Raw genomic sequence first — 21,796 nt, forward strand, 5'->3', positions numbered from 1 at the left:
CTTAAAAAATGGCTTCTAAGATAATATAGTTATCATAGAAGCCATTTTTCATTTCTAATATTCAATTCCTTCTCGAGCTTCTATGCCTGTATTATAGTAATGTTTAATCTCTCGCATTTCCGTTACCAAATCCGCACGCTCAATCAGTTCTTGTGGTGCATATCGACCCGTTAAAATTACTTCCGTCTTCTCTGGCTTTAAATCCAAAACCTCCATAACTTCCTCAATTTTAACCAAATGAAAAAACAAAGCCGTATTGATCTCATCAAAGACTACCATATCATACTCTCCAGAAGCGAGCACCTGCTTCATACGAGCAAGCCCTTTTTTTGCATCTTCAAAATCACATTCTGTAGGCTCTTTTCCGACAAAGCATACATTCCCAAACTGTTCCATTTTAAAATTTTTAAAATAGTCCATCGCCTTTAATTCACTATAGGGCTTTCCCTTCATAAACTGTCCAAAAAATACTTTGTTACCGGCGCACAGACTACGAAGAGAAATTCCCAAAGCAGCTGTGGTTTTTCCTTTTCCATTTCCGGTATAAAGCTGAATGTACCCTTTTTCAATTCCCATTCTCATTTCTCCTTTCTTTATACGCTATACGATTTTTATACACCAATGCAATTTCTTCCGCAATTTTTATTCCATCTACGGCTGCAGAAACAATGCCACCTGCATATCCGGCACCTTCCCCTCCCGGATAAACGCCTTTTATATTGCACGTACAATCTTTTCCTCTTACAATGCGAACCGGAGAAGAGCTACGGCTTTCTAAAGCGGTCATAACTGCATCTTCACAATCAAACCCTTTCATCTTTTTTCCTAAAAATGGCAAAGCTTCTTTGATAGATTCCGTAACAAACTCGGGCAAGCAATCCTTTAAATTTTCCCAAACAATTCCAGGTTTATAGGAAGGTTGTACTTTATACATAGAATGACTAGTTTCTTCAAAGGATACACAATCTTTCATAAAATCACCGACACGCTGCGCAGGTGCATGATAATTACATCCTCCGAGCTCAAAAGTAAGTTTCTCATATTTTTGTTGAAAATGTATCCCTGCAAGCGGATGATCGGAGGCAAAATCCTCTGTTCTCACATCCACCAATAATCCACTGTTTGCATTTTCAAGATCTCGGCTATGATAACTCATTCCATTGGTGACGACTCCCCCCTCTTCCGATGCGGCTGCAATGACTAAGCCACCGGGACACATACAAAAAGTATAGACTCCCCTTCCACTGCTGCAACGATGTGAAATTTTATAATCTGCAGCCCCAAGGTGATACTCACGGTATCGTTTCCCATATTGTGATTCATCAATCATTGATTGCGGATGTTCTATTCTTACTCCCATGGAAAATGGCTTTTGTACGATCTCAACACCAGACTCATAAAGCATTTTTACGGTATCTCTTGCACTGTGCCCCAAAGCCAATACAACAAATTCAGCAGGAATGAATTCTTTATGATTAATGTACACGCCTTTCATTTTTTTATTTTCTAATTCTAAGGAAGTTACTTGACTTTCAAATCGAATTTCTCCGCCAAGTTCTATAATCTGTTTTCTTATATTAACAACCACATTACGAAGCACATCCGTACCAATGTGAGGTTTCTGCTTATAAAGGATATCCTTGTCACTTCCGGCAGCCACCAATTCCTCCAATACCTTTCGTACTCTTGGATCTTTAATTTGTGTTGTCAGTTTTCCATCCGAAAATGCACCGGCTCCGCCCTCTCCGAATTGCACGTTGGAATGCACGTCCAATTCTCCAGTCTTCCAAAAACGTTCTACATCCTTTGTACGCTCTTCCATTTCTTTTCCACGTTCCAAAACCAAAGGCTGAAGCCCCATTTGCGCTAACAGCAGAGCACAAAACATTCCACAAGGACCAAATCCGACTATCAATGGCCTTAAATCATTGCCATTTTCCTTCCTTTCTTTTGATTTTTGCATGGATTCTGCACTTATTCTTGGTAAAGGATATTCATATGATTTTGGTATTACAATATCCATTTTTATTTTTCGGTTTCTTTTTAACAACACTTCTTCTATTTTTTGCAGTTCCTTTTCCGTTTCGATTACTTTATTATCGAAAGACGCAATTTCAAAATCGATCGAATAAACTCGTTTGATACTTCCTTTATCCCGCGCATCCAAAGATTCCTTTATTACATTCCAAGATTTTAATTTTAAATCTTTACAGCCTAATTTTTTTTCAATGCAATCCGGCAAATGCGACAACGGTTCCAATACATCTAATTTTATTTCATGTATACGTAACATTTTTACTCCTTTGAAGCAGCTTTTCCGGCTCCATATCCAGAGCTCCAAGCCCACTGTAAATTATAACCACCACAGCGACCGTCAATATCGATTAGCTCTCCTGCAAAAAATAAACCCGGTACCAATAAAGATTCCATCGTTGTTGGATTAATCTCGCTTGTCGATATCCCGCCGCATGTAACTTGTGCGTCTTTAAATGATTTTGTTCCATTTATTTTAATGTTCCAATGTTTCATCAGATGACTCAGCTCTTCCATCTTGGAGGCAGCAATCATCGACGCAATTTCTTCCTTTTTTATTTCAACACGATTAAGTAAAGCCGCACCCAATTTTTCATGAATCATACCCTTTAATAACGAATCAATCGCTTCTTTACCCTCTCGTTTCTGTTTCTCCGTAAGAATGGTAAACAGTTCATCTTTAGACCATTCCGGAAATAAGTCAATTTCAACAGAATATTTTTCTTCAAGACGATCCTCCAGCTTATCAAATCGTACATATCGGCTGATGTTAAACACGCATATACCTGAAACGCCTTCTTCTGTAAATTGAATTTCACCGATGTCGGTTGCTAATACTTTATTTTCACGCAGTAAGGATACCTTTCCTTTAGCCCTTACACCTTTACATCCGCCAAAGCTTTTCTTATCACATAAAAGCTGTACCAACGCAGGGATCGGTTTCATTATTTGATGTCCAAACGACTTTGCAAAAGCAAATCCATCACCGGTTGAACCATATTGCAAACCAGCTTTTCCTCCCGTCGCTAAAATAACATTTGAAGAAAAGAGACATTCACCATTGTCCATCTCAACTTCAAAAGAATCCTTCTGTTTTTTAACATTTTGCACATTCGATGAAGAACGAATACAAACACCCAAGCGTTTTATTTCTGCCTCCAAAGCTTCTTTTATAACAATGCCCTGACCGGAATATGGATATACGCGACCTTCTCCTTCGACTCTTGATAAAATACCCATTTGAAAAAATAACTGTCTTGTCTCTTCAACGCTTAACTGTGATAATGCACCATGTGAAAAAAATTGCTCAATCTTTTTTTCATCTGAATATATTCCGTCTTCCTCTTTCCCTTTCAAATCAGATGCTGCGCAATATATATTCATAAAATTACAACGTCCGTTTCCAGTTGCCAAAAGTTTTTTCCCTAATAATTCGTTTTTCTCCAAGAGAAGAATTTTGTTGCCCTTTCCCAAAGTCCTTGCAGATGAAATAGCTGCCATCATTCCAGATGCACCGCCACCTACAATTATAATTTTCCATTGTTTTCTCTTCTCTTCTTGCATAGCTGACTCCTTTTATCATAAACATGTAAAATTATTATACACTTTTTTTATCCTTTGGTCATTGCTTTTATTCGAATCTCTAGAATAGAGGCAGCTTGTTTTTATGTATTAATTTTGCTATAATAGATTAATTATAGTCTTAGTGAATTTTTAAAAGATTTAACGATTCACTTTCTTTTTAACTATAGCGCAATATAAAATTCAGAGAGGTAAAAAATATGAGAGCAGTTATTACTGTCGTAGGAAACGACACAGTCGGCATTCTTTCCAAAGTGAGTGGAATTTGTGCAGAATACGGTATTAATGTAGAAGACGTTACACAAAGTATTCTTCAAGGCGTTTTTGCCATGATTATGATTGTAGACATGAGCAATTGCACTGTAGATATCCCAGCACTGAAAGAAAGCTTTGAAAAAGCACAAAAAGAAATGGGCGTTGAAATTCGCTTAACGCGAACTGAAGTGTTTGATGCAATGCACCGAATCTAAATCATTAGAAAGGATTAAAACAACGAATGATTAATACAAATGATATCTTAGAAACCATTCACATGATTAATGATGAAAATTTGGATGTCAGAACCGTTACAATGGGTATTTCCCTTTTAGATTGTGCGGATGAAGATCCTAAAAAAGCTTGTAAAAAAATATATAATAAAATTACTGAAAAAGCGAAAAACTTAGTTCCAATTGTGGAACGCATTAGTAATGAATACGGCATTCCTGTTGTAAACAAAAGAATCAGTGTGACTCCGATTTCCATGCTGTTGGCGAGTGCAAAAAATGCGAATCCAGTAGATTATGCCATCGCCCTGGATCAAGCTGCAAAAAAAGTTGGAGTAAACTTTATCGGTGGTTTTTCTGCTTTGGTTCATAAGGGTTTTAGTGCCGGTGACCAAGAATTGATTGCATCCATACCTGAAGCTTTATCAAAAACTGACTTTGTCTGTTCTTCGGTTAACATTGGTTCTACCAAAAGCGGAATCAATATGGACGCAGTAAAAATGATGGGCCCAATTATTAAGCGTGCAGCTGAGTTAACAAAAGACAACCAATGTTTAGGCGCTGCAAAGTTAGTTGTTTTTTGCAACGCTCCGGAAGATAATCCGTTTATGGCTGGTGCTTTTCATGGTGTTGGTGAACCTGACTGCGTCATTCATGTAGGTGTTAGCGGTCCAGGTGCGGTTCGTGCAGCTCTTGAAAAAAATGCAAAAGGCTGCCGTACGGACGAAGTTGCAGAACTTATTAAACGAACTGCATTTAAAATTACCAGAATGGGTCAGCTTGTAGGCACACTGGCAGCTGAATCCTTAGGGGTGCCTTTTGGAATTGTTGATTTAAGCTTGGCACCAACTCCTGCAATCGGTGATAGTGTCGCAAATATCTTAGAAGAAATTGGATTGGAAAGCTGTGGCTGCTGCGGCACAACTGCAGCACTTGCTATGCTGAACGATGCAGTGAAAAAAGGCGGCGTTATGGCCAGCAATCATGTAGGAGGACTTTCCGGTGCATTCATTCCAGTCAGTGAAGACGACGGCATGATTAAAGCAGTACGCAAAGGAAGTCTTACTATGGAAAAATTGGAGGCTATGACAGCTGTTTGTTCAGTAGGAATCGATATGGTTATCATACCCGGAGATACAACCGATGCAGTCATTAGTGCATTGATTGCAGATGAAGCTGCAATTGGCATGGTAAACAGCAAAACCACTGCAGTAAGAGTCATTCCTGCAATTGGAAAACAAATTGGTGATGAACTTGATTTTGGAGGTCTTCTAGGATACGCACCGGTAATGCCGATTAGTACGTATTCTCCGGAAGTATTCATAAATCGTGGCGGCAGATTACCATCTCCACTTCAAGCTTTAAAAAATTAATATAAGGGGTATTTCCATTGTTTCGATTTATAAAATCCATACTTCGACTCTTCGTATTGTGTATTATCATTGGCGCCATGATTTTTACCTATGCACGATACCTTGAACCAAAAATGCTGCAAACCAAAGACATTATGGTTAGCTCTATGCGCATTCAAAATCAAGCAGAAGACCTCATTGTCGTTGCCTTTGCAGATACACACTTCAGTGAATATTACACCTGTGAAGATTTTGAAAAGGTAGTAAAACAGATCAATCAATTGCAGCCGGACTTGGTATTTTTCCTTGGTGATTTGATTGATAATTATGATACTTACAATGTAGATACTGAAGAAATTTCCAAACAGCTATCTTTGATTCAAGCAACAATGGGGAAATTTGCAATCTTCGGAAATCATGACTATGGCGGTGGTTCCGAACATTATTATGAAACGATTATGAATGAGGGAGGTTTTCAGGTATTAATCAATGAATACTATGGGATGGATGATTATGGTATCGGTATCATAGGCATTGACGATATGTTAATTGGTTATGGAAACAGCGAAATTGCTTCCTATGGCCGTTCTGATTACTTTAATCTGGTATTGTGTCATGAACCTGACGTTATCGATGAAATTTTGGATTATAACGTTGATTTAATGCTTTCCGGGCACACACATGGCAGACAGGTTGATTTCAAGATCTTTGATGATTATATCCTTCCGCCTTATGGTCAAAAATATCCAAAAGGGCATTATACGTTTGACAACGAACGTGGTACACAGCTTTACGTAAACTCAGGTCTTGGTACTACACAATTACCTCTGCGATTTTTATCACCACCTGAGATTACGCATGTGATATTGCAATCGGAAAACAATGAATCGTAGAAAATAAACGTACACATTCACTTTTAAATGTATCATCATTACACTGAGGTGTTGTATAAATTTATGCAATGTCTCAGTGTTTTTTAGACATCAACAATATTTTATATTACTAAAAAACAACCTTTATTTGGTTGTTTCAGACTGTAGACAAGGATATCTCTATCTTTGCCTACAGTTTTTTTTACATAATGTAATACATTTTATTGTATTTATGGTAAAATATATGTATAAATACATGGAGGTATTTGCTTTATGATGGGTAAGAAAGATTTATTAGGTCGTGATCAATTTCAAATGGTAACCTTGAATTCTCTTGTTCCACAAGATCATATTATTCGTAAGATAGATACTGCGATTAATCTCTCTTTCATTTATGACCTTGTAAAAGATTTGTATTCTGATGTGGGAAAAGAAAGCATCGATCCTGTTGTCTTAATTAAAATTACCCTCATTCAATATACCTTTGGTATTCGATCCATGAGACAGACCATTAAAGAAATTCAAACGAATGTAGCTTATCGATGGTATCTTGGTTATAGTTTAGAGGAAGAAATTCCTCACTTTTCTACCTTTGGTAAAAACTACTCTCGTCGGTTTCAAAATACTGACTTATTCGAACAAATCTTTCAAAGAGTCATTGCTGAAATCATGGAATATGAATTCATTAATTCAGAAAGCATTTTCATTGACGGTACACATATTAAAGCAAGTGCAAATAACCATAACAGTGAAAAAGAAACCGTTTTGGAATCCGTTAAATACTATGAAAAAGAACTAATGAAAGAAATTAACGAAGATCGCATTGAACGAGGAAAACAAGCTTGTAAAAAAAAACGGAAGCCAAAGAAAAGACAAAAGTAATCAAGAAAAGTACCGTAGATCCGGATTGCGGCGTATTTCATAAAGGAAAGCATAAGGTAGTATTTGCTTATGCTGCAAATGTAGCTTGCGATCGAAACAATTACATACTTGCTTTTCATACAAATCCAGGAAATGTACATGACTCAGTTGCATTCCCAAAGATTTATGAAAAAGTAAAAAGATATAAAGGTGTAAAAAATATTGTAATGGATTCCGGATATAAAACACCTGCAATTGCTAGAGAAATACTCAAAGATAAACGAATTCCTATCCTACCATACAAACGACCTATGACAAAAAATGGTTATTTTAAAAAACACGAATATGCTTATGATGAATACTATGATTGCTTTGTATGCCCAGAAAACCAAGTGTTAAACTATACTACAACAAATAGAGAAGGGTATCGGGAATATAAGAGTAAAGGAGAAATTTGCAAGAGTTGCCCTTCCTTATCAGAATGCACAGCAAGTAAAGACCATGTAAAAGTAGTCACACGTCATATATGGGAAAACTACATAGAGCAATGTGAGGACATTCGTCATACTCCAAAGTATCGAGATCTTTACAAACTACGGAGTCAAACCATTGAGCGAGTCTTTGCCGATGCAAAAGAAAAACATAATATGCGTTATACACAATATCGAGGGATTCAGAAGATAGAAATGGAACTGAATCTTCTTTTTGCGTCCATGAATCTAAAAAAACTAGCAACATGGATTCATAAATCTGAAAGAAGGAATCAAATGGCATAGAGATATCCTTTTATTTTTTCTTTTTTTAAAAGCTTTATAGAAAAAATAGAAAATACCTTGCAGAAATTATAAGAATATAAATTTAGCAAGGTATTTTGTCTACAGTCTGAAACAACCTTTATTTGGTTGTTTTTTATGTTCTATTATTTTTCTTAAATTTCTATATTAGTATTTTATAATAAGCCCAGTATTTTCAAAAGCAAAATATAAAAAAGAGTGGTTTGCCCACTCTTTCGTTTTATATTAATTTATATGAGATATCATTTCTGCTGTTCTTATGAATCCAATATTTATGCATAGCTTACGTCTTCTTCTATAATGCCTTCCAGATACTCTTCATTTGCATGAACAATCGCATCGGCTGCACTATGGAACACATGATCTTCACCAATTAATTCAATTAAATTTCCTCTACGTAAAAGTTCCAGTACCTTCGGCTGTACACTGGTAAGTATCACCTGTGTTCCATTTTCATTTAAGTGGGTTACCAATTCCACAAGTCCCTGAACACCTGATAAATCCATCATTGGTACACCGCGCATAGACAAAATTAATACAGAGGTGTCCTCTAATTGTGCCAATTGTTTATTTAACTTTTCTACCACAGCAAAAAATATTGTTCCGGTAAGATAAGCAACCCGAATGTGCATCGGTACTGTAGGGATATCAATTCCGATTTTTTGCAGTCTCACATTATCAACCTTGCTGATTGTAATATCGATATCTGTTAAGCGTACTACAATTAAAAAAGCTGAAAAAGCGACTCCGATAATAATAGCCTGTGTCAAATCTAATACTACCGTTGCTGCCATAGTGATAAAAAACTTTAGCATCCCCCATTTAAACTTATGGTCAAAGATATAATGAATGTTTTTCCAATCATTCATTCTCCACGAAGTCATAAGCAAGACACCAGCTAATGCAGACAGTGGGATCTTTGACATTATCGGAGCTAATAAAAACATTGAAAGCAACAATCCTACCGCATGAATGATTCCGCAAATTCTTGTTTCTCCTCCGGATTTAATTGCAACACTTGTTCTTGCAATTGCCGCAGTTGCCGGTACTCCTCCAAAAATTGGAATGAGTATATTTCCAATTCCCTGTGCAATCAGTTCCTGATCTCCATCTAATTTTTCATTCTTCAGCTTACCTGCTGAAGCTCCGCAAAGCAAGCTTTCTATCATTGCCAATGCTGCGATTGAAAGTGCTGGAACGAAAAAGTCCCAAAATTGATTAAGTGGTAGTTTAAATATATTTAAACGTTCAGGCAAAAATAATGTTTTTGGTATTTCTCCCACAACAGCCACATCAAATTGGAAAAATCTATTAATAATCAAAACAAAAATTAAACCTGCCAAGGATGAAGGAAATTTTGCATCCCATTTTTTGGGCCAAATGATCATAACTAAGATAACGATTAAACCAAGTCCTAACGTTGGAAGATCAGGCGAAAAGCCGTGTGTAAAATATGAGAAAAATTTTGTAATAGCCATATCACCTTGAGATTTTACACCGAAAAAATTATCCAATTGCCCTAAAGCAATAATAACTGCAATTCCAGATGTAAATCCTGTTATAACGGAAGAAGGTATAAAACCAATAATTCTTCCTAATTTAAAAATTCCAGCGAGAACCAACAAAATACCGGCCATAAAGCCGGCAATAAAGATTCCGTTTAATCCATATTTTTGCGCTAACATTATAAGTATTGCTGTCATAGCACCGGTCGGCCCTGAGATTTGATAAGAAGCACCTGAAAGTATCCCTATCACAATACCTCCTATAATCGCTGTAATCAATCCTGCTGCAGCAGTCGCTCCGCTTCCTACACCAAAGGCCAAAGCTAATGGCAGAGCAACGGCGGCAACCGTTAACCCTGCCATAATATCCTTTGAAAATGCTTGTACATTATATCCAATAAATTCTGCTTTTAAATTTCCTATATACTGCTTAAACAATTTCTTCCTCTTTTCTATCATTATCTTCTAAGTCTTCTTTTTTGCGTTTTCGAACCCGTTTCATATGTATGCCAAGAATGATGACATTTACTCCCTGCAACAAAAAGAAGGCTCCTACAATCATACTTATTGCAACAGTTGCAACAATTGGACGTATGAAAGATACCATGCCCACGATAACACTGAGAATCCCCCATAACACGCCCCACTTCCAAGAAGCAACTCCACGTTCCTTTAAATTATACGATGCTAATATTCGCAATGTACCGGAAAACAAAACCCACATTCCAAAAAAGATAGGAATCATTGCATCCGTTACTAATTGATTGCTTAATACAACCAATCCCAATACCGTAGTTACAAATCCATCTGCAAGCCTCCATTGCGTTACTTCCCTTATCCTTGTTTTTCGATCAATAAAAAACGAAGTAATGGAGCTGATGCCGGAAAACAACATCGCAATTCCTAATACAAACGCAATCGATAAAAAAGTAGCACCTGGGTTCATAAAACAAAAAATTCCGGCCGCAGTTAATAATACGCCAGATATTATCGTTAAAATTCTCATAAAATCCTCCTATTTTTCTTTCCCTTCATAATTATAGTATCGAAACAAAATTTCGTCAACTGTAACAAAAAAAAACATAAAATTACAAATATAATTAACACAAGTTTAACACAAATTTTGGTTTTAATTTATGAAAAAATGGTACAATATACCTTGTTATGATAAAATAAAAGAAAAGGAGGAAAAAAATGATTACTTATGAACAAATAAAAAACAATAAAGAAATTAACACTTATATAAAAAAGGAAATGACCTTTTAGCTGCTTTGGCATTTACGGAACATGGGTTTGCGCACGCGGGTAAAGTGTCGGAAAAAGCTGGAGAAATACTCAAAATGCTTGGCTATTCGAATCGTATGACTGAATTGGCTAAAATATCTGCTTATATGCACGATATCGGAAATTGTATCAACCGCCACGATCATGCGCAAAGTGGTGCCATTATGGCATTTCGTATATTAGATCGTTTAGGATTCGATCCAGAGGAACTCGCCGATATTATAGGAGCCATTGGTAACCACGATGAAGGTACCGGAACAGCATTCAGTCCTATTTCAGCAGCTTTAATCTTAGCTGATAAATCCGATGTTCGCCGTTCTCGAGTACGTTACAAATATCGAAAAAAAGAGAGTTTAACCGACATTCATGATCGTGTAAATTATGCAGTAACTGATTCTATACTTTTAGTAGAACCAAATGAGAAAAAAATTATACTGAACCTAAAAATTGATACAGAAATCAGTGCCGTTATGGAGTATTTTGAAATTTTTCTGACCCGTATGGTTATGTGCAGAAATGCAGCGGACTATTTAGACCTACGATTTGAATTAAATATGAATGACATTAAACTTCTATAGACACATCCACAGGTCTGCTATGAAAACGATAAACAATATCCGCCATCTTCTGTGCATCTTCTAAATCGTGAGTGACCAGAAGAATGGTTTTTTTTATACCCTTATGCTGTTCTTGCATTTTTTCTTGAATTTCTGATTTTAAAGCATCATCCAGACCTTTAAAAGGTTCATCCATTAAAATCAAATCTGCATCATAAGCAAGTGCTCTTGCAATTGCAACACGCCTCTGCATACCGCCTGATAGCTCCCTTGGATAGGCCTCTGCATAGTCCTTCATTTTAACAAGTTCTAACATATCTTTTACTCGAATTTTCTGTGCATTTTTCTGTAAAAAAGAATCCAGTATAAAGGAAATATTTTCTGAAACTGTCAACCATGGAAGCAATCGATCCTCTTGAAATAAAAAAGCAATTCTTCCTTCATTTTTGGTTGTTGCACCTGGCAATCCCGTGATACTTCCTGCCTCATATTCCTCCAATCCTGCTAATATCCGAAGCAACGTAGTTTTCCCACAACCGGAAGGTCCAATAATTGCAGTCGTTTTTCCTTCAGAAAACGAAAGGTTAAAATTTTTATAAAGATCATTTTTACCAAAGTGCTTACATAAACCTTTGATTTCTATATCCATCGTAAAACCACCTTAATCCCCTTTTCAAAACAAACAGATAACACGACAATCATTGTAATCCAAGCAAACATTTCTGCCGTTTCAAAATATATTTTTGAATCCATTAAGTGATATCCCATCGAATAATGAGGAATGCTGATCACCTCACCTGCAACCACCGTTTTCCATGAAAGGCCGGAAACTAAACTCATCGCAGATTTTATGTGAGGTTTGAGGTCCGGATAATAAAGTTTTGTTATTCTCTGTCTTAATCCAATATGATATACCTTACACATTTCTAAAAATTCGGAATTCATAGCATCCAATCCGGCAAGTAAGTTAGTGTATACAACAGGGTAACACATTAGAAAGCATACAAAAACGGGCACCTTTGAAGAGGGCATCCACAAAACAAGGTACAAGATGATAGCCAAGACCGGAGTCGATTTCAAAATCGCTACCAGTCCTCCAAACTGTCCTCTTAAAAGTGGAAAAACATATGCTAAAAAAACCGATACTACACCAAATAAAAAGGAACATATGATCCCGAATACAACACGAAGCATTGTTGAAGCTACACTGTAATAAAATTCCTTGGTTTCCAATAATCCAAGCATTGCTTGAATTATTTGCATGGGAGAAGGAAAAATGTAAGTCCTGTCAACCATTATCGATAATGTTTGAAAAACAACCAACCAAAATAAAATTCCTAACAGGTATTTAAAAAAGTTTCTCATCACTTACTCCAGGTTTAAATAAAAATTCTTATCCGGTAATTTGCCTCCAATTGAACTTGGTTCCATGTTAAATAAAATTTGATAAAAATTATCTAAGGCATTAGAAGCATCTTGACCCTCTAAAGCAATAATATTGCATCGTGGAATTGCTTGTTCTACTACTGCTTCATTATCCATGACACCTTTTTCTACTAAAATACTTGCTGCATCTTTTGGTTTTTCATTCACAGATTCTACAGAATTCCTTACATCGGAAAGAAAAGTCTCTATGTCCGAAGCCCTCTCTTCTGCAAAATTCTTTGATACTAAAAATATCCCCATTGGCAAATCTGAATCAAATTCTTCTTTCCAAACAGCATTTAAATCCACAGGGACATTTATTTCGTTATTTTTCGCAGTAACCACAGACACGAATGGTTCCGGAAGCAATGCAATACTCTCTTTTTGAGCCATAAGAGCACCTGCCACATCAGTATGATTTCCCAGCCAATGAATGGTTAAATCTTTTTCAGGATCCAAGCCATTTTTTAATAATAGACATTTTAACACATATTCCGGTGTGCCACCTTTTCCACTTGCTAAAATCGTTTTCCCTTTTAAATCCTGTAACCCCTTGATTTCATTACCGTTCTCTGCAAGATATAGAACACCTCCGGTATTTACAGAAAGCAATCTCATGTCACCCTTTGTCTTATTGTAAAGAACAGCTCCTAAGTTTGAGGATACCCCAGCAACATCTACTTCACCGGACAGAAGCTTAGAAACCGCTTCTTCAGGGCTTTGATAAGTAGTAATTTCATACTGATTCGGCTGCGTCATTAAATAGGCCAACCCCATTCCTGTAGGCCCTTTCAAGCTGGCAATTTTAATTGTTTGAGTTAATTCCTTTTCATTTTCTTCCTTTATGTTTTTATTCGAACTGCACGCAGTTAAAATAGTTCCAATAAGAATCAACACTACCAAAAATAAACCCCATACTGTAATACCTTTTTTACGATTTAAACTCATCTTCTTTTTCCTCCCCATAACTAATTCCGATATCATTATGAATCAGTCCGCCAAAAGTAATGGCAGAACCTCCATATTTCTTTCGTATGGCATCCATCGTTCGTTCAATGCCTTCTTGTTTTTTACGATCGTGATTTTCCTGTGCAAATAGAGAAAGCTGCTCTTCCTCTCCTTCTTTTTCTAAATGAATCGCTGTAACTGTAAGCAATCGAATAGGATCAAAAAGGTTCCAGTTTTTTTCAATCAACTCCATTGCTGCTTTTGCAATTTCTTCTCCTAAATTCGTTGCAAAATATAATTGCTTCTGCCTTGAAATGATTTTAAAATAAGGATCTTTAATATCTATCTTTACACCCCAGCACTGCAATTTATAGTTTCTAAGACGTGATGAAACCGTATCAGATAAAGCGGTGACCGCTTTTTTAATATCGCTTTTTCCGACTAAATCACGTCGAAAAGTAATTGAATTCCCGACTGATTTTAATGTTTGTCTCTCACAAAACCTTGCTACCGGACTATCTTCCAGCCCATTTGCATAATCATAAAGCTGATCACCAAGTTTTCCCAGTAAGGAATGGATTACATTACGATTTGCAATCGCTAAGTCACCGATTGTTCGAATTCCCGTTGCCATCAACTTTTCTGCAGTTGCTTTCCCCACAAAAAAAAGCTGTCCGACAGGTAAAGGCCATAAAATTTGCTTAAAATTTTCCCTTGAAATCAAAGTTGTTGCATCGGGTTTTTTATATTCACTGCCCATTTTTGCAAAAATTTTATTAAAGGATACACCGACAGAAAGAGTAAGCCCCAATTCCTTGCGAACGGTTCTTCGGATGCAATCTGCAATCTCACATCCGTCTCCAAAAAGATTTGTACTTGCTGTTACATCCAACCAAGATTCATCAATACTAAACGGCTCAATCAAATCCGTGAATCGATGATAAATATGATTAATTTGATTCGAATAGCTTTTATATTGATCATGATGCGGTGGCACCAAAACCAATTCCGGACATTTACGCTTTGCCTGCCATACGGTTTCCGCCGTTACAATCCCATAAGCTTTAGCTGGTTCATTTTTAGCCAATATAATACCATGCCTACTGTCTGGATTGCCACATACAGCCATAGGGCGATTCCTCAACTGAGGAAGTGAAAGCAGCTCAACCGAAGCATAAAATCCATTCATATCACAATGTAAAATAATTCGATCCATTGGACATCCTCCTCTTTCATTTTACATGTTTTTTTTATAAACTGCATTAAATATTTGTATCGAATCATAGCAATATATCACAATACAATGTATAATAGTTACATAGTTATTGCATCCGGCAAAATGGAGGAAACCTATGAAAAACGTTATGGTCTGCGTGACGCAACAAAAAACTTGTGATCGTCTTATTCAAAGAGGCCACGAATTTCTTGGAAACGACAACGGAGAACTGTTTATTATTCACGTAGCACACTACCAATTTAAATTTTTAAATAACAGCAAGGAAGGCGAGGCTTTGGAATACTTATATGAAAAGGCATTAGAATACGGTGCAAACCTTACTGTAGTCCGCTCCAATGATATTTTGCATACTTTGGTTGATTTAGTTAAAAAAAATAACATTACTCATATTATCTTAGGGCAATCCGGTGAAATGCAGCCATGCAGCAATTTGATTTTTAAACTGGAGAAAAAAGTACAGGGGAAGGCCGAGGTAATAGTCGTGCCTGCATCCTAACAAAATGACCAACTCTTATTTGAGTTGGTCATTTCTATTAAATAAAATTACTTTCTTAAGATTCATGAACAAAATTAATATCTTTCATAACTGCTTCTGCAACGTTCTTACAATAGTCACTAATCTTTTCTAAATTATGAATGATATCCGTATAAATTACCGTAAATTCCGGCGAACACTTTCCTTGCTCCAAACGATTCATATGATGCTTACGTAAACGTACTTCAAGACGATCGATTTCATCTTCTTGACGAATTACATTTTGAGCTAAGTCTGCGCTGCCTTCATTTAACGCGCGAATGGTAAGGCTCACCATCTCTTTTACTTGTTCAAATGCACCACGAATTTCATCCAAAGCTTCCTGTGAAAATTTATATTCATTTCTAATTTTATCTTTTGCAAACAATGCAATATTTTGGCATTGATCTCCCATGTGTTCAATGTCACTGGCAACATGCATTAGACCAGCAACCTGTGTTGCTTGATGTTCTGTCAATTCTCCGTTTGAGAATAAGGAAGATAAATATTTAACCGATGCATCTTGCAGAATGTCTATGTTATTTTCCATTTCCAAAACTTTCTCAATTGCAATTTCATCTTCTTCCACAAAGCTCTTTTCTGCTTTCTCCATCATTGGGACTATGATTGCAGCAATGCGAGACAACTCTTTTGTTGCTAGATGTAAAGCAAATACAGGTTGATCCAAAATCTTATAATCCAAATAAATTGGATGCAACTCTTTTCCTTCAATCTCAATTTCATTACTTGGAATCAATCTGGTTACAAGTCTTACTAAGAATCCGATAAACGGCATCCAAATTAATGTGCAAACTATATTAAAAAACGTATGCGCATTCGCAATTTGGCGAGCAATGACCTGCACTTCCGACCCTGAAGGAGAAACCAGCTGTACAATTGCAGAAATTTGTGGAACAAACCAAATAAATAACAAAGTACCTGATATATTAAAAATGGTATGTGCAATAGCAGTTCTTTTTGCATTGGTTGACGCACCAATCGTAGCTAAGATTGCAGTAATGGTTGTTCCAATATTACTTCCAAATAAAATGGGCAATGCACCTTGCAATCCAACGATACTATGTACACCATCTGGTCCGGACTGCTCGGCTAAATTTTGAAGTACTGCAATCACGGCACTGCTGCTTTGTACGATTACTGTCATAGCAGTTCCTAAAAGAACACCTAGTGCTGGTATATTTCTTACATAAAGCATCATGGATTCGAAAAACGGTAAAGCAACCAAAGGTTTCATTACAGATCCCATATACTTAATTCCTAAAAATAACAATCCAAATGCAAATATAGTCTGTCCAACATATTTTACTTTTTCTTTCTTTGCTACAAAAAACATAAGAAAACCTATAAAAATGATTGGCCAGATATAATCATCAATTTTAAATGCAATAATCTGTGCCGTCATCGTAGTACCAATGTTTGCACCTAAAATAATACTAATAGCCTGTGGCAGATTCATTAACCCTGCACTGACAAAACCTATAACCATAACCGTAGTAGCGCTGCTGCTTTGTAATACAGCCGTCGTTAATGCACCGGCCAATACACCAACTAGAGGATTTTTGGTAAGCAAACTGAGTATTGTCCGCATTTTTTCTCCGGCAGCTTTCTGCAAGCCATCACTCATTAAATTCATGCCATAAATGAAAATAGCCAATCCACCTAATAGTCCAAATATCATTTGCACTGTTTCATTTCCCATATAATTCGTATGCTCCTTTGTACCTTCTTGTTTTTCCCATTCTTTTATTATTTGATTTGAATTAGTATTAAATGGATAACATTTCTGCTAAGCGCACAGTACAAGAATCGACTTTTCGTTCCATTTGCAAAGCTTTCTCTAATTCAATATCAACAATTTCGGATCCCCTAATTCCAATAGCCTTACTGCTGCTATCTTGGAGCAACAATTGCACGGCTTGATAGCCCATCATACTTGCAAGAATTCGATCTCTCGCAGTCGGGCTTCCACCTCTTTGAATATATCCTAAAACTACAACTTTTGTCTCTAATCCAGTTCTATCTTGTATCACATTTGCCAACTCGTCCGAAGTCATTTCGACTCCCTCAGCGCGAATGATAATACTATGGAGTTTTCCTCGGTTTCTTCTTTGAATCAAATTTCGACATACTAAATGGATGTCAACCGTTTCTTCCGGGATTAATACTGTTTCTGCACCACCGGCCAGACCTGCATAAAGAGCAATGTCTCCACAGTTTCTTCCCATCACTTCAACAACAGTCGTTCTACCATGCGATGAAGACGTATCACGAATGTTACCAATTGCATTTAATGCAGTATTGACTGCTGTATCAAATCCTAAAGTAAAATCGGTGTAAGACAAGTCATTATCAATTGTTCCAGGAAGTCCCATAATCGGTACTCCGGCTTGAGAAAGTTCTAGACCTCCATGTAAAGAGCCATCTCCGCCAATAATAACCAGTCCCTCTAATTCAAAATTTTGCATCATATCCAATGCTCTTTTAAACCCCTCTGGAGTTTGAAAGCGTTCACTTCTTGCAGTTTGAAGAATGGTTCCACCTCTTTGAATAATATCAGAAACGGAATCAACGGTCATTTCCATAATCTCTCCGTCTATCAGCCCTTCGAACCCTCGTTTAATTCCATAAACTTCCATTTTGTTATAGATTCCAGTTCGTACAACTGCACGAATGGCAGCATTCATCCCAGGCGCGTCTCCTCCACTTGTTAGTACTCCAATTCTTTTCATTGAAATCACCTGCCTCCTCAAACGATTTTACCCTTGAAACACTTTTTCTCACGCGGTTTATTATATCATCTTACATTATCTTTTCCAATTAAATTAATGATTTCCCTGAAAAATCCTTCCTTTCCATTCACCCATAAATTCGATTTTGTTTTGTACTTCTTTCCGGATGCATCCGAATGAATGATAACAGGAGTTTCTCCAGGATGTCTTTGCAATATTTGTCGTATGCGCTCCAACGTTATACTTTCTTCCAAATCATATGGTATAACTAATCTAATAATTTTTTGCGAATTTACTTCATTATAATTTTCTAAAGAAAAAATTGAATTTGCTAAAATTTTAGGTGCTTCCTCTTCTTTAAAATTAATGGTTCCTTTCACAACAACCAAGCCATCTTCATAAACCAATTCGGAGTACCGTTCATATACATTCGGAAATACAATGACCTCAACACAACCATGCAAATCTTCCAATTCTACAAAGGCCATCATTTGATTCTTCTTTGTAATTAAAGTTTTTTTACTATTGATAACACCTGCTACAGTGACACTCATTCCATCATGAATTACTGTGTTTTCCTCTGCATGTGATATATCCTCCGTACGAATGGTAACTACTTTCTCAATTTGCTCTTTATACTCTGCAAGAGGATGCCCGGTTATATATACCCCTAACATTTCTTTCTCCATTGAAATCAAAATCTTTCGGTCAAAATTTTCAACTCTTGGTAATTTTGACTGTATTCCAGCTTGATTCATGATCTCCGTATTGGATTGAAAGAGAGAGATCTGTCCTTCTAAGTTTTTTCGAGAATTATTTTGTGCCGACTCCACAACACTTTCACAAACAGCGAGGAGTGATGCTCGATTCTCGGTAAAGCAATCCATTGCCCCTGCTTTCATTAAGCTTTCGATTGCCTTTTTATTAATTTCATGAATATCCACTTCTTCAATCATCTGAAAGAGATCTTTCGGCTTCCCATTTTTTTCTCTCGCATCAATGATAGCATCAATGACTCCTTCTCCTACATTTTTTACACCCAAAAGACCAAAACGAATTTTCCCATCTTTTACAGTAAATTTCTTTCCGCTTTCACAAACATCTGGTGGGAGTACATCTATTTTCATTTCATTACAGTTTCGAATGTATTTTGCAATCTGTGCCGCATCTCCAATCACACTGGTCATCAAAGCAGCCATAAACTCTACAGGAAAATACGTCTTTAAGTAAGCAGTTTCATAAGCTAAAACGGCATAAGCTGCTGCATGGGATTTGTTGAACGCATATTCTGCAAAAGAAATCATCTGACCATAAATCTCATCCGCCGCTTGTTCTGAAATCCCTCTTCTCACACATCCTTCAATTTCAACATTACCATTTTGATCCGTTTTTCCATAAATGAAATACTTCCGTTCCTCCTCCATAGCCTCTCTTTTTTTCTTACTCATTGCGCGGCGTACCAAGTCGCTTCTACCATACGTATATCCAGCCAAGTCTCGTACAATCTGCATAACCTGTTCTTGGTAAACCATACACCCATAAGTTACAGATAGTATCGGCTGTAAACTAGAATCAATGTATGAAATATTTTTCGGATTTTTTTTATTTTCAATGTATGTCGGTATGGAATTCATTGGTCCCGGACGATAAAGTGAAATTCCTGCCACAATATCTTCAAAACAATCCGGTTTTAAATTTTTCATAAACTGTGTCATACCACCGCTTTCCATCTGAAAAACACCCATAGTATTTCCACTGCTTATGAGCTCATAGACCTTAGGATCATCATAGGTCATATGAGAAAAATCAATTTTCTTTTTATGGTTTTCCCAAATCAACTCAAGTGCATCCCTGATAACGGTTAAATTTCGAAGTCCCAGAAAATCCATTTTTAAAAGGCCAAGCTCTTCAATGGTTGTCATTGTAAACTGAGTAGATACGCCTTTTTCTGCTAGATAAAGAGGTACATATTCATTGATGCTTTTTTTTGAAATTACAACTCCTGCAGCATGCGTAGAAGCATGGCGTGGCATACCTTCTAAGGCTCGTGCCGTATCAATGAGTTCTTTGATGCGCAAGTTGCTTTCATAGTCTTTCTTCAACTCCGGGTTCATTTCCAAAGCCTTATCAATTGTCATTTTTAATTCAAAAGGTACTTTTTTTGCAATGGCATCCACTTCACTGTAACTCATATCCATAGCACGACCCACATCACGTATGGCAGCCTTTGCCTTCATCGTTCCAAAGGTAATGATCTGAGCAACCTTATCCTCACCATATTTTTCAATGACATAGTTAATGACTTCCTGCCTTCTTTCATAGCAGAAATCAATATCAATATCAGGCATACTGATACGTTCAGGATTCAAAAATCGCTCAAAAATAAGTCCGTATCGAATTGGATCGATATTCGTAATGTGTAGACAGTAAGCAACAATACTACCGGCTGCTGACCCTCTTCCCGGTCCTACCACAATGCCTTTATTTCTAGCATAGTTAATAAAATCCCAAACAATTAAAAAATATTCTACATAACCCATTTTCTCAATGGTAGAAAGCTCATATTCCAATCGTTCATGAAGTTCAGCAGAATCTACCCCATACCGTTCTTTCATACCTTCTGCACATAACCATCTCAGATATTCTCTATTGTTTCTCCCCTCCGGTGCTTGAAACTCCGGCAAATGATGTTCTCCAAATACAAATTCTACATTGCATTCTTCTGCAACCTTTACTGTGTTTTCCAATGCTTCTGGGATATGTCCAAATAACAATTGCATTTCCTGCTCTGATTTTAAATAAAATTGGTCATTCGGAAAACGCATACGGTCTTCATCATCCACCCTGCTGGCAGTCTGAATGCATAAAAGTACATCGTGTGCCCTTGCATCTTCTTTTTTTACATAATGAACATCGTTTGTAGCAATAAACGGTACTCCCGTTTCTTCATGCAGCTTCTGCATTTGTGGAAATATGCGCTGTTCTTCCTCTAACCCTTGATCCTGTAATTCCAAATAAAGGTTTCCTTCCCCAAAGATATCTAAAAGAGTGAGGACTTCTTTTTTAGCTCCTTCATAATTTCCTTTTAATAAATTCTGCTGTACATTACCAGCAAGACATGCAGTCAGTGCAATCAACCCTTCACTGTGATTTTTTAGAAACTCATGATCCACTCGAGGCTTATAGTAAAAACCTTCCGTAAATCCAGCGGATACAATTTTCACTAAGTTGTGGTATCCCACTTCATTTTTAGCTAATAATACCAAATGCCCCTGCTGTTTATCTTTATCGACTTCTTTATCTTGCATTCTTCTTGCCGATGTATAGACTTCGCATCCAATAATGGGCTTAATTCCTTGTTTTTTAGCTTCTCTATAAAAATCAATGACACCAAACATTACACCATGATCTGTAATTGCCACAGCGTCCATGCCTAATTCTTTTGTTTGTGCAATCAAATCCTTGATGCGTGAAGCACCATCCAAAAGACTGTATTCTGTATGTACATGTAAATGTACAAAACCCATAATTTTTCTCACTTTCTTTATTCATTTTATAAAATTATTCTATCAGAAATTATTTTAAAATGCGAGTTTG

General features: G+C 36.7%; 17 protein-coding genes and 1 pseudogene. 6 read left to right on the plus strand and 12 right to left on the minus strand.

Annotation, left to right across the window (positions count from 1 at the left end):
- Positions 1–54 precede the first annotated feature (54 nt).
- The 3 genes from cobO to I2490_RS10050 are packed head-to-tail and all read right to left on the minus strand — an operon-like array spanning position 55 to position 3,597.
- Positions 55–576: a cob(I)yrinic acid a,c-diamide adenosyltransferase gene (cobO, locus tag I2490_RS10040; RefSeq protein ID WP_206459556.1), complete on the minus strand. Its 522-nt coding sequence runs from the start codon at positions 574–576 to the stop codon at positions 55–57.
- Complete coding sequence (locus I2490_RS10045) at positions 566–2,293, minus strand: NAD(P)/FAD-dependent oxidoreductase (RefSeq protein WP_206459557.1); 1,728 nt, start codon at positions 2,291–2,293, stop codon at positions 566–568. Before I2490_RS10045 ends, cobO begins: the two co-directional genes overlap by 11 nt.
- A 2-nt stretch (positions 2,294–2,295) precedes the next feature.
- Positions 2,296–3,597, minus strand: a complete 1,302-nt coding sequence (locus I2490_RS10050) for an NAD(P)/FAD-dependent oxidoreductase (protein ID WP_206459558.1) — start codon at positions 3,595–3,597, stop codon at positions 2,296–2,298.
- A 218-nt stretch (positions 3,598–3,815) separates the two neighbouring features.
- Between I2490_RS10050 and I2490_RS10055 the strand changes: the two genes are divergently transcribed.
- From I2490_RS10055 to I2490_RS10070, 4 genes and pseudogenes are all read left to right on the plus strand, one after another.
- Positions 3,816–4,085, plus strand: coding sequence for an ACT domain-containing protein (locus I2490_RS10055; protein ID WP_206459559.1), 270 nt, complete (start codon positions 3,816–3,818; stop codon positions 4,083–4,085).
- 26 nt (positions 4,086–4,111) lie between these two features.
- On the plus strand, positions 4,112–5,473 hold the full coding sequence (locus I2490_RS10060) for a PFL family protein (RefSeq protein WP_206459560.1): 1,362 nt from the start codon (positions 4,112–4,114) through the stop codon (positions 5,471–5,473).
- A 17-nt stretch (positions 5,474–5,490) separates the two neighbouring features.
- The gene (locus I2490_RS10065) at positions 5,491–6,345 is read left to right on the plus strand and encodes a metallophosphoesterase (protein WP_206459561.1); all 855 of its coding nucleotides are present in this window, start codon (positions 5,491–5,493) and stop codon (positions 6,343–6,345) included.
- A 252-nt stretch (positions 6,346–6,597) separates the two neighbouring features.
- Positions 6,598–7,961: pseudogene (locus I2490_RS10070) on the plus strand (IS1182 family transposase).
- A gap of 290 nt (positions 7,962–8,251) precedes the next feature.
- Here I2490_RS10070 and I2490_RS10075 read toward each other — a convergent pair.
- Together I2490_RS10075 and I2490_RS10080 are read right to left on the minus strand one after the other, a co-directional pair.
- The gene (locus I2490_RS10075) at positions 8,252–9,922 is read right to left on the minus strand and encodes a SulP family inorganic anion transporter (RefSeq protein ID WP_206459562.1); all 1,671 of its coding nucleotides are present in this window, start codon (positions 9,920–9,922) and stop codon (positions 8,252–8,254) included.
- The gene (locus I2490_RS10080; protein WP_206459563.1) at positions 9,915–10,490 is read right to left on the minus strand and encodes an HdeD family acid-resistance protein; all 576 of its coding nucleotides are present in this window, start codon (positions 10,488–10,490) and stop codon (positions 9,915–9,917) included. Before I2490_RS10080 ends, I2490_RS10075 begins: the two co-directional genes overlap by 8 nt.
- A 265-nt stretch (positions 10,491–10,755) precedes the next feature.
- Between I2490_RS10080 and I2490_RS10085 the strand changes: the two genes are divergently transcribed.
- A complete protein-coding gene (locus tag I2490_RS10085) occupies positions 10,756–11,346 on the plus strand; it encodes an HD domain-containing protein (RefSeq protein WP_330634618.1) in 591 nt (196 codons plus the stop codon).
- Here the strand turns inward: I2490_RS10085 and I2490_RS10090 are convergent.
- From I2490_RS10090 to dinB, 4 genes are read right to left on the minus strand one after another with little or no spacing between them, the layout of a single operon-like run.
- On the minus strand, positions 11,333–11,974 hold the full coding sequence (locus I2490_RS10090) for an ABC transporter ATP-binding protein (RefSeq protein WP_206459564.1): 642 nt from the start codon (positions 11,972–11,974) through the stop codon (positions 11,333–11,335). The genes I2490_RS10085 and I2490_RS10090 overlap by 14 nt on opposite strands.
- Positions 11,965–12,690 carry an ABC transporter permease gene (locus I2490_RS10095; protein ID WP_206459565.1) on the minus strand — a complete coding sequence of 242 codons (726 nt, stop codon included), beginning with the start codon at positions 12,688–12,690 and terminating at the stop codon, positions 11,965–11,967. Before I2490_RS10095 ends, I2490_RS10090 begins: the two co-directional genes overlap by 10 nt.
- Before the next feature lie 3 nt (positions 12,691–12,693).
- Positions 12,694–13,698 carry an ABC transporter substrate-binding protein gene (locus I2490_RS10100; protein ID WP_206459566.1) on the minus strand — a complete coding sequence of 335 codons (1,005 nt, stop codon included), beginning with the start codon at positions 13,696–13,698 and terminating at the stop codon, positions 12,694–12,696.
- Positions 13,682–14,914, minus strand: a complete 1,233-nt coding sequence (gene dinB, locus I2490_RS10105; protein ID WP_206459567.1) for a DNA polymerase IV — start codon at positions 14,912–14,914, stop codon at positions 13,682–13,684. The genes I2490_RS10100 and dinB overlap by 17 nt, the downstream gene beginning before the upstream one ends.
- A 136-nt stretch (positions 14,915–15,050) precedes the next feature.
- Between dinB and I2490_RS10110 the strand changes: the two genes are divergently transcribed.
- A complete protein-coding gene (locus I2490_RS10110) occupies positions 15,051–15,431 on the plus strand; it encodes a universal stress protein UspA (RefSeq protein ID WP_206459568.1) in 381 nt (126 codons plus the stop codon).
- A 55-nt stretch (positions 15,432–15,486) separates the two neighbouring features.
- Here I2490_RS10110 and I2490_RS10115 read toward each other — a convergent pair whose 3' ends face one another.
- From I2490_RS10115 to I2490_RS10125, 3 genes are all read right to left on the minus strand, one after another.
- The gene (locus tag I2490_RS10115; RefSeq protein WP_206459569.1) at positions 15,487–17,169 is read right to left on the minus strand and encodes a Na/Pi cotransporter family protein; all 1,683 of its coding nucleotides are present in this window, start codon (positions 17,167–17,169) and stop codon (positions 15,487–15,489) included.
- Positions 17,170–17,236: 67 nt separating this feature from the next.
- Positions 17,237–18,199, minus strand: coding sequence for a 6-phosphofructokinase (gene pfkA / locus I2490_RS10120; RefSeq protein WP_206459570.1), 963 nt, complete (start codon positions 18,197–18,199; stop codon positions 17,237–17,239).
- 65 nt (positions 18,200–18,264) lie between these two features.
- Positions 18,265–21,726, minus strand: a complete 3,462-nt coding sequence (locus tag I2490_RS10125; RefSeq protein ID WP_206459571.1) for a DNA polymerase III subunit alpha — start codon at positions 21,724–21,726, stop codon at positions 18,265–18,267.
- Between the last annotated feature and the right edge of the window lie 70 nt (positions 21,727–21,796).

The sequence above is a fragment of the Anaerovorax sp. IOR16 genome (genome assembly GCF_017168145.1).
Classification (GTDB): Bacteria; Bacillota; Clostridia; order Peptostreptococcales; family Anaerovoracaceae; genus IOR16.